The organism is Streptomyces cellostaticus, assembly GCF_023630175.1.
GTDB classification, from domain to species: Bacteria; Actinomycetota; Actinomycetes; order Streptomycetales; family Streptomycetaceae; genus Streptomyces; species Streptomyces cellostaticus_A.
This window is the reverse complement of record NZ_JALLIN010000025.1, coordinates 56,054-68,367: the sequence shown is the minus strand read 5'-3', so window position 1 is coordinate 68,367 and position 12,314 is coordinate 56,054. Positions and strand designations below refer to the sequence as shown.

The following is a 12,314-nucleotide window of genomic DNA, read 5'->3' as shown; positions in this document are numbered from 1 at the left end:
GGGCATGCCGACGTACCACGAGATCATGAGCACCGACCTCGCCACGCTCACCGGCGCCGCCGAGCGCTGGGAGGGCATGGCGGCGGAGTTCGCGAAGCAGGAGCAGGCGTACCGCCGGGACGTCCACCGCATCACGACCGCCCCCGCCTGGAACGGGATGAGCGCGGAGGCCGCCCACGGCCGCTTCGGTGTCACGCTCAAGGAACTGCGGTACGCCCAGACGGAGGCGAAGGCGATCGCCTCCCTGCTGCGGGACGCCCACGCCCAGTTCGCGGAGCTGACGGGCAGGCTCACCGCGGCGCACGAGGAGGCCCGGGCGGCCGGGATGCGGATCTCGGACCGGGGCCGGGTCAGCACCGACCCCGCACACGCGAAGGAGCCGGACGAGTCGTCCGTACGGTCCTGGCAGGACCGTGTCGACGCGGCGGTACGGGCGGTGTCGGACGCGGACACGGGTGTCGGGACCGCCCTCGCCGCCGTGGTCGTCGACGCGGACCCGCTGGTGGGCGGCCGCGGCTTCAACGGCCGCGCGCTGGGGGACGTCGAGGCGTACGAGGCGCAGGCCGCGCAGGAGACGCTCGGCAGGCTCAGCCGGGGCGAGCACCTGTCACCACGCGAACTGGCCGAACTGCGGCGCACGCTCCGCGACAACTCCGGCGACGAGGCGTTCTCCCGCACCCTGCTGGACGACCTGGGCGCGGCGGGCACGATCACCCTGACGAACGAGCTCAACGACCTGATCCACGTGCGCGGCGGACCGGGGGCGGGCACGTACGCGACGATCGAGTCGGGCCTCGCGGACGCCCTGGCGACGGCGACGAGGGACACGGACTCGCCCTGGTACGGGCACTGGCGCGCCGCGATGCGGCACGCCGGGGTCGAGCACCACGCGACACACGCGCAGGGCGAACGCATGGACAAGGCGGTGGGCTACCAGTCCCTCGTCACCCTCATGCGGCAGGGCCACGGCTACGCGCCGCGGATGGTCGAGGACCTCACCGACGACATGATCGCGGCGGAGCGCCGGGAGCCGGGCATCTGGCGGCTGAAGCACGAGTACAGCGGCAGGCACGGCGGCTGGTTCGCGAACGACCCGGTGGACGGCGCGCTGGACGTCATGAGCCGCGACCCGCGCACGGCCGCGGAGTACCTCGGCTCGGACGCCCGTATGAAGTACCTGGTCGAGGACCGGGACTGGAACGTCGTCCTGCACGCGCACGGGGGCGACAAGACCGGCACCTACGAGGCCGGCCCCGACGGGGACGACCGCGCGGGCCTCGGCAGGGCCCTCCAGGCGGCGGCCACCGGGATCGACCCGTCCGACGCACACGCGCACCACGTGCCCCACACCCGGCAGAACGAGGCGGTCCTCCGGTCGGCGATCGGCCACCTGTCCGACAGCGGCGACGACTTCCCGCCGTCCCTGCGGCAGCCCATGGCGTCGATCCTGGTCAACCACGGCACCACCGTGCACGCCGCGATGAGCGAGATCGACATCTCCGGGTCGCCCCTGCCCCAGGACCAGCTCTTCGAGGTCACCAAGCAGGTGTCGAAGGACAAGGACGCCTACGGCACCCTGAACGGCGGCCTGAACCAGGCGATGGTCTCCGGCATCCACGGGGATCACACAGAGTCCGCGGAATCTCTCCGCCGCTCCGGCCGCACTGTCGGCTTCCTGGAGGAGGCTCGAATTCAAGCAACGGGAGACCCCAAGACCGCCGAGTTCGAAACGAAGCCGCTCTTTGACAAGGCCATCAGCTACATCCCCGTGATCAGTGAAGATGTGCAGAGCGGCTTTGATTACGTGACGGAGCAGTGGCTTGCAGACGAGGAGAGGCGCCTTGATGACCAGCAGGCGGACGACAACGTCAAGGCTTACTCCAAGCGGAACGGACAACTCATGGCACTGGCGGAAGAGTGGGAAAAGGCTCATCGGGTGCAAACCGCGTACTTCAACTCCAAGGAGGAGATCACTCAATCATCCCAGGCTGGTGCTGCGCATGCCGCCGGAATGTCGGGAGCGCAGCCCAAATGAGATTGCCACGGCGTGTAGGTCTGCTCGGCCCGAGCCTGGCTTCCCTGGTGATCGTCGCGATGTCGTGTACCGCTCGCCCTGATCGCGCGGTACCGGATGTTGTCTGTGGGACCCGGGTTCGCCCTGCTCTCACTCGCATGCTCGTGACGCCTGCTGATGATTTGCATGAGTTCAGCCGGGTGGATCGAGCCGAGGCGGTCACGGCACCTTGTGTACTCTTGTCAAAACATGACCCCGTGCTCGAGTTCCGCTTCTCCTGGGACACTCGTGCGACGGACCTCATGTATCTGGCGACCGACCCAGGCGCTGTCTCGAATGTGACTGCGCCGCGCTATGTGGAGAACTTTCCCGCGAAAATGCTGGTAGGTGTCGACGGCGCCATTTCTCAGACAGCCTGTGTAACTAAGGGCGGCAGATATTTCACCCTCACCCTTCAGCTCCCTCAGGTGCAGATGGCGAGAAAATCCCGCCGCGACGACATCGAAAAGTTCATGCGCGCATATTTTCCAGCTACGGTCAAGACGCTCGACTGCGCTTGACGTCGGGAGTTCTGCTGTACCGCCTCGCTGGACGGGCCCCGAGCCCTGGGTGCGCCATCTGTCGCTCTGATGTGAATCCGGGGACTGCACCTGCGCCCGGTCTCGCCGCCCTCCCGCCAGCCAGCGCGGCGGTAGAGGCTCGGCGTCGCGGGTGGGTGCGGGGCGTCGGTTTGACCTGCGTCACCCCGGGGGTACTCTCTTCGACCCGATTGGCCAGCCCGCCACCCCATATGGCAGACTGTCCGAGTTGCTCGGTCGAGTGTTGATGCTGCGCGCCTCCCGCCGGGAGGACCGGAAGCGAGTCCCACAGTACTCGTCGCCCTAACTGCCCACGGGCAGCACTGGGGCGGACGTACGGGAATCTTCCGGGAAGTGTGGGCGCGGCACCGGCCAGGCGCCCGGTGGGCCCGAGGTCCCCGGTCCGCGGTTCCGGAAGGGCCGTCGCATTCCCCCGCAGGGATGTTCGAACAAGGGACATCTGTGTCAGCGGAAGCGCGACACACCCGACCGCGTGGGTCGGAGGAGCAAGGACAGCAAAAGGAATCCGCCGGGTTCCAGAGCGTTGAAGAGACAGGACTACTGAGTAGCCATGGCGGGACAGAAGATCCGCATCCGGCTCAAGGCCTACGACCACGAGGTCATCGACTCCTCGGCGAAGAAGATCGTCGAGACGGTGACCCGCACTGGTGCGTCGGTCGCGGGCCCGGTGCCGCTGCCCACTGAGAAGAACGTGTACTGCGTCATCAAGTCGCCGCACAAGTACAAGGACTCGCGCGAGCACTTCGAGATGCGCACGCACAAGCGCCTGATCGACATTCTCGACCCCACCCCCAAGACCGTTGACTCTCTGATGCGACTCGACCTCCCGGCCGGTGTCGACATCGAGATCAAGCTCTGAGGGTCGGTGAGCTGAGAATGGCTAAGCAGATCAAGGGCATCCTGGGCGAGAAGCTCGGCATGACGCAGGTGTGGGACGAGAACAACCGTGTTGTTCCGGTCACCGTCGTCAAGGCCGGCCCCAACGTCGTCACCCAGGTCCGCACGAACGATGTCGACGGCTACGAGTCCGTCCAGATCGCTTTCGGCGAGATCGACCCGCGCAAGGTGAACAAGCCCCTCAAGGGCCACTTCGCCAAGGCCGACGTCACCCCCCGCCGCCACCTCGTCGAGATCCGCACCGCGGACGCCTCCGAGTACACGCTGGGCCAGGAGATCTCCGCGGAGGTCTTCGAGGCGGGCGTCAAGGTGGACGTGACCGGCAAGAGCAAGGGCAAGGGCTTCGCCGGTGTCATGAAGCGTCACAACTTCAAGGGCCTCGGCGCCGGACACGGCACCCAGCGCAAGCACCGCTCGCCCGGTTCCATCGGTGGCTGCGCCACCCCGGGCCGCGTGTTCAAGGGCCTCCGCATGGCGGGTCGCATGGGCAACGAGCGGGTCACCACCCAGAACCTGACCGTCCACGCCGTTGACGCGGAGAAGGGTCTGCTGCTCATCAAGGGCGCGGTTCCCGGTCCGAACGGCGGCCTCGTCCTGGTCCGCACCGCGGCCAAGGGGGCCTGAGGTAACCGATGAGCACTGTTGACATCCTTTCGCCGGCGGGCGACAAGGCCGGTTCCGTCGAGCTCCCCGCGGAGATCTTCGACGCCAAGGTCAGCGTTCCGCTGATCCACCAGGTCGTCGTCGCGCAGCTGGCCGCTGCCCGTCAGGGCACGCACAAGACCAAGACGCGTGGCGAGGTCCGCGGTGGTGGCAAGAAGCCCTACCGCCAGAAGGGCACCGGTCGCGCCCGTCAGGGTTCGACCCGTGCGCCGCAGTTCGCCGGTGGTGGCGTCGTGCACGGTCCCGTGCCGCGTGACTACTCGCAGCGCACCCCGAAGAAGATGAAGGCCGCCGCCCTGCGCGGTGCCCTCACCGACCGGGCGCGTCACAACCGCATCCACGTCGTCTCCGGCGTGGTCGAGGGCGCGAACCCCAGCACCAAGGCCGCCAAGAGCCTGTTCGGCAAGATCAGCGAGCGCAAGAACCTGCTCCTGGTCGTCGACCGCTCCGACGAGGCCGCGTGGCTGTCCGCCCGCAACCTGCCCCAGGTCCACATCCTGGAGCCGGGCCAGCTGAACACGTACGACGTTCTCGTCTCGGACGACGTGGTCTTCACCCAGGCCGCGTTCGAGTCCTTCGTGTCTGGCCCCAAGGCCGCTGACACCGAAGGGAGCGAGGCCTGATGGCTACGCGTCACCCGAGCATCGCCTCGAAGGCCGCCAAGGCCGCCAAGGCCGCGCGCGTCGCCAAGGCGAAGCGCCACGCCACCGAGGGCAAGAACACCGTCGAGACCCCGCTGAGCAAGTCGTACACGGACCCCCGTGACGTCCTGCTGAAGCCGGTCGTCTCGGAGAAGAGCTACGCGCTCATCGACGACAACAAGTACACGTTCATCGTCGACCCGAACGCCAACAAGACCCAGATCAAGCAGGCCGTCCAGGCGGTCTTCGACGTCAAGGTCACCGGGGTCAACACGATCAACCGCGCCGGCAAGCGCAAGCGGACCCGCACGGGCTTCGGCCAGCGTGCCGCCACCAAGCGCGCGATCGTGACCCTCGCCGAGGGCGACCGTATCGACATCTTCGGCGGTCCGACCGCGTAAGCGGGTCGGATCGTCCGATATCGGACGAGGACTGAGAAATGGGAATCCGCAAGTACAAGCCGACTACGCCGGGCCGTCGTGGCGCCAGCGTCGCCGACTTCGTCGAGGTCACGCGGTCCACGCCGGAGAAGTCGCTGGTCCGCCCCCTGCACAGCAAGGGCGGCCGTAACAACGCCGGTCGTGTGACCGTTCGCCACCAGGGTGGCGGACACAAGCGCGCCTACCGTGTGATCGACTTCCGTCGTCACGACAAGGACGGCGTGCCGGCGAAGGTCGCGCACATCGAGTACGACCCCAACCGCACCGCGCGCATCGCGCTGCTGCACTACGCCGACGGCGAGAAGCGCTACATCCTCGCCCCGCGCAACCTGCAGCAGGGCGACCGCGTCGAGAACGGTCCCGGGGCCGACATCAAGCCGGGCAACAACCTGGCCCTCCGCAACATCCCGGTCGGTACCACGATCCACGCGATCGAGCTCCGTCCCGGTGGCGGTGCCAAGTTCGCCCGCTCCGCCGGTGCCTCCGTGCAGCTGCTCGCGAAGGAGGGCTCGATGGCCCACCTCCGCATGCCGTCCGGTGAGATCCGCCTGGTCGACGTCCGCTGCCGCGCCACCATCGGCGAGGTCGGCAACGCCGAGCAGAGCAACATCAACTGGGGCAAGGCCGGCCGTAAGCGGTGGCTGGGCGTTCGCCCGACCGTCCGTGGTGTCGTCATGAACCCGGTCGACCACCCGCACGGTGGTGGTGAGGGCCGGACCTCCGGTGGTCGCCACCCCGTGTCCCCGTGGGGCAAGAAGGAAGGCCGTACTCGTTCGCCCAAGAAGGCGTCGAACAAGTACATCGTCCGCCGCCGCAAGACGAACAAGAAGCGCTAAGGACGGGTTGAGATGCCTCGTAGCCTGAAGAAGGGGCCCTTCGTCGACGACCACCTGATCAAGAAGGTGGACGCCCAGAACGAAGCCGGCACCAAGAACGTCATCAAGACCTGGTCCCGTCGCTCCATGATCGTCCCGGCCATGCTGGGCCACACGCTCGCGGTGCACAACGGCAAGACCCACATCCCGGTGTTCGTCACCGAGTCGATGGTCGGCCACAAGCTCGGCGAGTTCTCGCCGACGCGCACCTTCCGGGGTCACGTCAAGGACGACCGGAAGTCGAAGCGCCGCTAAGCGCGGATCGCATTCAGACACGTAAGTAACTGAGAGGGACAACCATGGAAGCCAGGGCCCAGGCGCGGTACATCCGCGTTACGCCCATGAAGGCCCGCCGCGTGGTGGACCTTATCCGTGGCATGGACGCCACGGAGGCTCAGGCGGTCCTGCGATTCGCTCCGCAGGCCGCCTCAGTGCCCGTCGGCAAGGTGCTCGACAGCGCCATCGCCAACGCCGCGCACAACTACGACCACACCGACGCCGACAGCCTCTTCATCTCCGAGGCGTACGTCGACGAGGGCCCGACCCTGAAGCGGTTCCGTCCGCGCGCCCAGGGCCGTGCCTACCGGATCCGCAAGCGGACCAGCCACATCACCGTGGTCGTCAGCAGCAAGGAAGGAACCCGGTAATGGGCCAGAAGGTTAACCCGCATGGGTTCCGGCTCGGTGTCACGACCGACTTCAAGTCGCGTTGGTACGCCGACAAGCTGTACAAGGACTACGTCAAGGAAGACGTCGCCATCCGTCGGATGATGACGTCCGGCATGGAGCGCGCCGGCATCTCGAAGGTCGAGATCGAGCGCACCCGTGACCGCGTGCGTGTGGACATCCACACCGCCCGTCCGGGCATCGTCATCGGCCGCCGTGGCGCCGAGGCCGACCGCATCCGCGGTGACCTCGAGAAGCTCACCGGCAAGCAGGTCCAGCTGAACATCCTCGAGGTCAAGAACCCCGAGACCGACGCTCAGCTCGTGGCCCAGGCCGTCGCCGAGCAGCTCTCCTCCCGCGTCTCCTTCCGCCGTGCCATGCGCAAGAGCATGCAGTCGGCGATGAAGGCCGGCGCCAAGGGCATCAAGATCCAGTGCGGCGGCCGCCTCGGCGGCGCCGAGATGTCCCGCTCGGAGTTCTACCGCGAGGGCCGCGTGCCCCTGCACACGCTCCGTGCGAACGTGGACTACGGCTTCTTCGAGGCCAAGACGACCTTCGGCCGCATCGGCGTGAAGGTCTGGATCTACAAGGGCGACGTCAAGAACATCGCCGAGGTCCGCGCCGAGAACGCTGCGGCCCGTGCGGGTAACCGCCCGGCCCGTGGCGGTGCCGACCGCCCGGCCCGTGGTGGCCGTGGTGGCGAGCGGCGCGGTCGCAAGCCGCAGCAGGCTGCCGGCGCCGAGGCCCCCAAGGCCGAGGCTCCCGCGTCCGCTCCGGCTGAGAGCACCGGAACGGAGGCCTGACCGAAATGCTGATCCCCCGTAGGGTCAAGCACCGCAAGCAGCACCACCCGAAGCGCAGCGGTATGTCCAAGGGTGGAACGCAGGTTGCGTTCGGCGAGTACGGCATCCAGGCGCTGACCCCGGCGTATGTGACGAACCGTCAGATCGAGGCCGCTCGTATCGCCATGACGCGTCACATCAAGCGTGGCGGCAAGGTCTGGATCAACATCTACCCGGACCGTCCCCTCACCAAGAAGCCTGCCGAGACCCGCATGGGTTCCGGTAAGGGTTCTCCGGAGTGGTGGATCGCCAACGTCAAGCCCGGACGCGTGATGTTCGAGCTGTCGTACCCCAACGAGAAGATCGCCCGTGAGGCGCTGCTTCGTGCGGCCCACAAGCTGCCGATGAAGTGCCGGATCGTCAAGCGCGAGGCAGGTGAAGCGTGATGTCGGCCGGTACCAAGGCGTCCGAGCTGCGCGAGCTGGGCAACGAGGAGCTTCTGGGCAAGCTCCGCGAGGCCAAGGAAGAGCTGTTCAATCTCCGCTTCCAGGCGGCGACCGGTCAGCTCGAGAACCACGGCCGGCTGAAGGCCGTCCGTAAGGACATCGCGCGGATCTACACCCTGATGCGTGAGCGCGAGCTGGGCATCGAGACGGTGGAGAGCGCCTGATGAGTGAGAGCAACGTGACTGAGCAGACTGCAGAGGCCCGCGGCTTCCGCAAGACCCGCGAGGGTCTCGTCGTCAGCGACAAGATGGACAAGACCGTCGTCGTCGCTGTCGAGGACCGCGTCAAGCACGCGCTGTACGGCAAGGTCATCCGCCGTACCAACAAGCTCAAGGCGCACGACGAGCAGAACGCCGCGGGCGTCGGCGACCGCGTCCTCCTGATGGAGACCCGGCCGCTGTCCGCGACGAAGCGCTGGCGCGTCGTCGAGATCCTCGAGAAGGCCAAGTAGGCAATTCCCGCGAGGGAATTCCACCATGTACGTTCCTGCGGGGCATCCCTCGCAGGACAGTTCCGCCAGGCTCCGGGAGCCGCTCCGCTGAGCGGCTCCCGGGGAACCGGCAGACACACAGGAGATAGACGTGATCCAGCAGGAGTCGCGACTGCGCGTCGCCGACAACACTGGTGCGAAGGAGATCCTTTGCATCCGTGTGCTCGGTGGCTCCGGTCGCCGCTACGCGGGCATCGGTGACGTCATCGTCGCCACCGTCAAGGACGCGATCCCCGGCGGCAACGTGAAGAAGGGTGACGTCGTCAAGGCGGTCATCGTTCGCACCGTCAAGGAGCGCCGCCGTCCGGACGGCTCGTACATCCGCTTCGACGAGAACGCCGCCGTCATTCTGAAGAACGACGGCGACCCTCGTGGCACCCGTATCTTCGGCCCGGTCGGCCGTGAGCTGCGCGAGAAGAAGTTCATGAAGATCATCTCGCTCGCGCCGGAGGTGCTGTAAGCATGAAGATCAAGAAGGGCGACCTGGTCCAGGTCATCACCGGCAAGGACAAGGGCAAGCAGGGCAAGGTCATTGCCGCTTACCCGCGCGACGAGCGTGTCCTGGTCGAGGGTGTCAACCGGGTCAAGAAGCACACCAAGGCCGGTCCGACCGCCAGCGGTTCGCAGGCCGGCGGCATCGTCACGACCGAGGCGCCGATCCACGTCTCCAACGTCCAGCTGGTCGTTGAGAAGGACGGCCAGAAGGTCGTCACGCGTGTCGGTTACCGCTTCGACGACGAGGGCAACAAGATCCGCGTTGCCAAGCGGACGGGTGAGGACATCTGATGGCTACCACCACCACTCCGCGTCTGAAGCAGAAGTACCGCGAGGAGATCGCGGGCAAGCTGCGTGACGAGTTCAAGTACGAGAACGTCATGCAGGTTCCCGGCCTCGTCAAGATCGTGGTCAACATGGGTGTCGGCGACGCCGCCCGTGACTCGAAGCTGATCGAGGGCGCGATCCGCGACCTGACCACCATCACCGGTCAGAAGCCGGCCGTCACCAAGGCCCGCAAGTCCATCGCGCAGTTCAAGCTGCGCGAGGGCCAGCCGATCGGTGCCCACGTCACGCTCCGTGGCGACCGCATGTGGGAGTTCCTGGACCGCACCCTGTCGCTCGCGCTGCCGCGCATCCGCGACTTCCGCGGCCTGTCCCCCAAGCAGTTCGACGGCCGTGGCAACTACACCTTCGGTCTCACGGAGCAGGTCATGTTCCACGAGATCGACCAGGACAAGATCGACCGCACCCGGGGTATGGACATCACCGTGGTGACCACGGCGACCAACGACGCTGAGGGCCGTGCGCTCCTTCGTCACCTCGGCTTCCCGTTCAAGGAGGCGTGAGCGAGATGGCGAAGAAGGCTCTGATCGCTAAGGCTGCTCGCAAGCCCAAGTTCGGTGTGCGTGGCTACACCCGCTGCCAGCGCTGCGGCCGCCCGCACTCCGTGTACCGCAAGTTCGGCCTGTGCCGCGTGTGCCTTCGTGAGATGGCTCACCGTGGCGAGCTGCCGGGCGTGACCAAGAGCTCCTGGTAATCCCTGTAATAGGGGATTCCTGAAGCTCTCGGTAAGCATCTGGGTCGGCAGGGGCCCTTCTCCGCATGCCTTAGGCTTGTGGGGTTGGGCGTCTGCCGCGCCCGTACGACTTACTACGCCGTAGGTCCACCGCGCCGCACCCGTCCCGTCTCGGATCGGGGAGAGGGATGGCGCATCAGGAAACCCCGGCGAGAGAGGCCGAAGGCCAATTCATGACCATGACTGATCCGATCGCAGACATGCTTACGCGTCTGCGGAACGCGAACTCGGCATACCACGACTCCGTGACGATGCCGGCATCGAAGATCAAGTCTCACATCGCGGAGATCCTCCAGCAGGAGGGCTTCATCACGGGCTGGAAGGTCGAGGACGCCGAGGTCGGCAAGAACCTCGTCCTCGAGCTGAAGTTCGGCCCGAACCGTGAGCGCTCCATCGCGGGCATCAAGCGGATCTCCAAGCCCGGTCTCCGGGTTTACGCGAAGTCCACCAACCTGCCGAAGGTGCTCGGCGGCCTGGGCGTGGCGATCATCTCCACGTCGCACGGGCTCCTCACCGACAAGCAGGCCGGCAAGAAGGGCGTGGGTGGGGAAGTCCTCGCCTACGTCTGGTAGCGGAAGGGAACGGAGGAAACAGCTATGTCGCGTATTGGCAAGCTCCCCATCACGGTTCCCGCCGGCGTGGACGTCACCATCGACGGCCGTACGGTCTCGGTCAAGGGCCCCAAGGGCACGCTGACCCACACCGTCGTCGCGCCGATCGACATCGTCAAGGGTGAGGACGGCGTGCTCAACGTCACCCGTCCGAACGACGAGCGTCAGAACAAGGCCCTGCACGGCCTGTCCCGCACGCTGGTGGCGAACATGATCACCGGCGTGACCCAGGGTTACGTGAAGAAGCTCGAGATCAGCGGTGTCGGTTACCGCGTCGCGGCCAAGGGTTCGAACCTCGAGTTCGCGCTCGGCTACAGCCACCCGATCGTCGTCGAGGCGCCCGAGGGAATCACCTTCAAGGTGGAGACCCCGACCCGCTTCCAGGTCGAGGGCATCGACAAGCAGAAGGTCGGCGAGGTTGCGGCCAACATCCGCAAGCTGCGCAAGCCCGACCCGTACAAGGCCAAGGGCGTCAAGTACGAGGGCGAAGTCATCCGCCGCAAGGTCGGAAAGGCGGGTAAGTAAGCCATGGCATACGGGCAGAAGATCCTCAAGGGCGACGCCTACAAGCGCGCCGCGATCAAGCGCCGTCACATCCGGATCCGCAAGCGGATCGCCGGTACGGCGGAGCGTCCCCGTCTGGTCGTGACCCGCTCCAACCGCCACATCGTGGCGCAGGTGATCGACGACCTCAAGGGCCACACCCTGGCGTCCGCGTCCACCCTGGACGCGTCCGTCCGCGGCGGCGAGGGCGACAAGTCCTCGCAGGCCAAGCAGGTCGGCGCCCTGGTCGCCGAGCGCGCCAAGGCCGCCGGTGTCGAGGCTGTCGTGTTCGACCGTGGTGGCAACCAGTACGCCGGGCGCATCGCCGCCCTGGCGGACGCCGCCCGCGAAGCCGGGCTCAAGTTCTGAGCCTGCCGTAGCTAGCGGAAACGAAGAGAGGTAATTCCAATGGCTGGACCCCAGCGCCGCGGTGGCGGTGCCGGTGGCGGCGAGCGGCGGGACCGGAAGGGCCGTGACGGCGGCGCTGCTGCCGCCGAGAAGACCGCGTACGTTGAGCGCGTCGTCGCGATCAACCGCGTCGCCAAGGTTGTGAAGGGTGGTCGTCGCTTCAGCTTCACCGCGCTGGTCGTGGTGGGCGACGGTGACGGCACCGTGGGTGTCGGATACGGCAAGGCCAAGGAGGTGCCGGCCGCCATCGCCAAGGGTGTGGAGGAGGCCAAGAAGCACTTCTTCAAGGTCCCCCGCATCCAGGGCACCATCCCGCACCCGATCCAGGGTGAGAAGGCTGCCGGCGTCGTGCTGCTCAAGCCCGCGTCCCCCGGTACCGGTGTTATCGCCGGTGGTCCGGTGCGCGCCGTGCTCGAGTGCGCCGGTATCCACGACATCCTGTCGAAGTCGCTCGGCTCCGACAACGCGATCAACATCGTGCACGCCACCGTTGCGGCCCTCAAGGGCCTGCAGCGTCCCGAGGAGGTCGCGGCCCGCCGTGGTCTGCCGCTCGAGGACATCGCTCCCGCGGCCCTGCTGCGTGCGCGTGCCGGGGCGGGTGCGTAAT

General features: G+C 67.0%; 21 protein-coding genes. All 21 read left to right on the top strand.

Translation table 11 applies throughout. The features are described 5' to 3' along the window. The first annotated feature begins 4 nt into the window (after positions 1-4). The gene (locus MXD57_RS17630; RefSeq protein WP_250402399.1) at positions 5-2,035 is read left to right on the top strand and encodes a hypothetical protein; all 2,031 of its coding nucleotides are present in this window, start codon (positions 5-7) and stop codon (positions 2,033-2,035) included. A 137-nt stretch (positions 2,036-2,172) separates the two neighbouring features. Further along, on the top strand, positions 2,173-2,574 hold the full coding sequence (locus tag MXD57_RS17625; protein ID WP_250402398.1) for a hypothetical protein: 402 nt from the start codon (positions 2,173-2,175) through the stop codon (positions 2,572-2,574). A gap of 589 nt (positions 2,575-3,163) precedes the next feature. Further along, positions 3,164-3,472: a 30S ribosomal protein S10 gene (rpsJ, locus tag MXD57_RS17620; RefSeq protein WP_003948644.1), complete on the top strand. Its 309-nt coding sequence runs from the start codon at positions 3,164-3,166 to the stop codon at positions 3,470-3,472. 17 nt (positions 3,473-3,489) lie between these two features. After that, on the top strand, positions 3,490-4,134 hold the full coding sequence (rplC, locus tag MXD57_RS17615) for a 50S ribosomal protein L3 (RefSeq protein ID WP_005481233.1): 645 nt from the start codon (positions 3,490-3,492) through the stop codon (positions 4,132-4,134). An 8-nt stretch (positions 4,135-4,142) separates the two neighbouring features. Further along, positions 4,143-4,796: a 50S ribosomal protein L4 gene (gene rplD / locus MXD57_RS17610; RefSeq protein ID WP_250402397.1), complete on the top strand. Its 654-nt coding sequence runs from the start codon at positions 4,143-4,145 to the stop codon at positions 4,794-4,796. Further along, the gene (rplW, locus tag MXD57_RS17605; protein WP_250402396.1) at positions 4,796-5,215 is read left to right on the top strand and encodes a 50S ribosomal protein L23; all 420 of its coding nucleotides are present in this window, start codon (positions 4,796-4,798) and stop codon (positions 5,213-5,215) included. The genes rplD and rplW overlap by 1 nt, the downstream gene beginning before the upstream one ends. A 38-nt stretch (positions 5,216-5,253) precedes the next feature. Then, on the top strand, positions 5,254-6,090 hold the full coding sequence (gene rplB, locus MXD57_RS17600; protein ID WP_031167077.1) for a 50S ribosomal protein L2: 837 nt from the start codon (positions 5,254-5,256) through the stop codon (positions 6,088-6,090). 12 nt (positions 6,091-6,102) lie between these two features. Next, positions 6,103-6,384: a 30S ribosomal protein S19 gene (gene rpsS, locus MXD57_RS17595; protein WP_003992359.1), complete on the top strand. Its 282-nt coding sequence runs from the start codon at positions 6,103-6,105 to the stop codon at positions 6,382-6,384. A 44-nt stretch (positions 6,385-6,428) separates the two neighbouring features. Further along, positions 6,429-6,776, top strand: a complete 348-nt coding sequence (gene rplV, locus MXD57_RS17590; protein WP_003974262.1) for a 50S ribosomal protein L22 — start codon at positions 6,429-6,431, stop codon at positions 6,774-6,776. Next, positions 6,776-7,597, top strand: coding sequence for a 30S ribosomal protein S3 (gene rpsC / locus MXD57_RS17585; RefSeq protein WP_003998826.1), 822 nt, complete (start codon positions 6,776-6,778; stop codon positions 7,595-7,597). Before rplV ends, rpsC begins: the two co-directional genes overlap by 1 nt. Before the next feature lie 5 nt (positions 7,598-7,602). Then, a complete protein-coding gene (rplP, locus tag MXD57_RS17580) occupies positions 7,603-8,022 on the top strand; it encodes a 50S ribosomal protein L16 (protein ID WP_073901439.1) in 420 nt (139 codons plus the stop codon). Then, positions 8,022-8,246, top strand: coding sequence for a 50S ribosomal protein L29 (gene rpmC / locus MXD57_RS17575; protein WP_030174543.1), 225 nt, complete (start codon positions 8,022-8,024; stop codon positions 8,244-8,246). Before rplP ends, rpmC begins: the two co-directional genes overlap by 1 nt. Continuing rightward, complete coding sequence (gene rpsQ / locus MXD57_RS17570) at positions 8,246-8,533, top strand: 30S ribosomal protein S17 (RefSeq protein ID WP_003992363.1); 288 nt, start codon at positions 8,246-8,248, stop codon at positions 8,531-8,533. Before rpmC ends, rpsQ begins: the two co-directional genes overlap by 1 nt. Before the next feature lie 130 nt (positions 8,534-8,663). Then, on the top strand, positions 8,664-9,032 hold the full coding sequence (gene rplN, locus MXD57_RS17565) for a 50S ribosomal protein L14 (protein ID WP_003998823.1): 369 nt from the start codon (positions 8,664-8,666) through the stop codon (positions 9,030-9,032). Between the two features lie 2 nt (positions 9,033-9,034). Beyond that, entirely contained in the window at positions 9,035-9,358 is a 324-nt protein-coding gene (rplX, locus tag MXD57_RS17560; RefSeq protein WP_133043289.1) for a 50S ribosomal protein L24, read from the top strand. After that, positions 9,358-9,915 carry a 50S ribosomal protein L5 gene (gene rplE / locus MXD57_RS17555; RefSeq protein ID WP_061920719.1) on the top strand — a complete coding sequence of 186 codons (558 nt, stop codon included), beginning with the start codon at positions 9,358-9,360 and terminating at the stop codon, positions 9,913-9,915. Before rplX ends, rplE begins: the two co-directional genes overlap by 1 nt. Positions 9,916-9,920: 5 nt before the next feature. Beyond that, the gene (locus MXD57_RS17550; RefSeq protein WP_003948630.1) at positions 9,921-10,106 is read left to right on the top strand and encodes a type Z 30S ribosomal protein S14; all 186 of its coding nucleotides are present in this window, start codon (positions 9,921-9,923) and stop codon (positions 10,104-10,106) included. 212 nt (positions 10,107-10,318) lie between these two features. Continuing rightward, entirely contained in the window at positions 10,319-10,717 is a 399-nt protein-coding gene (rpsH, locus tag MXD57_RS17545; protein WP_007384075.1) for a 30S ribosomal protein S8, read from the top strand. A gap of 24 nt (positions 10,718-10,741) precedes the next feature. Further along, on the top strand, positions 10,742-11,281 hold the full coding sequence (gene rplF / locus MXD57_RS17540) for a 50S ribosomal protein L6 (protein ID WP_250402395.1): 540 nt from the start codon (positions 10,742-10,744) through the stop codon (positions 11,279-11,281). 3 nt (positions 11,282-11,284) lie between these two features. Continuing rightward, positions 11,285-11,668: a 50S ribosomal protein L18 gene (gene rplR / locus MXD57_RS17535; protein ID WP_067299854.1), complete on the top strand. Its 384-nt coding sequence runs from the start codon at positions 11,285-11,287 to the stop codon at positions 11,666-11,668. Between the two features lie 39 nt (positions 11,669-11,707). After that, positions 11,708-12,313: a 30S ribosomal protein S5 gene (gene rpsE / locus MXD57_RS17530; protein ID WP_193482351.1), complete on the top strand. Its 606-nt coding sequence runs from the start codon at positions 11,708-11,710 to the stop codon at positions 12,311-12,313. The last annotated feature ends 1 nt before the right edge of the window (position 12,314 follow it).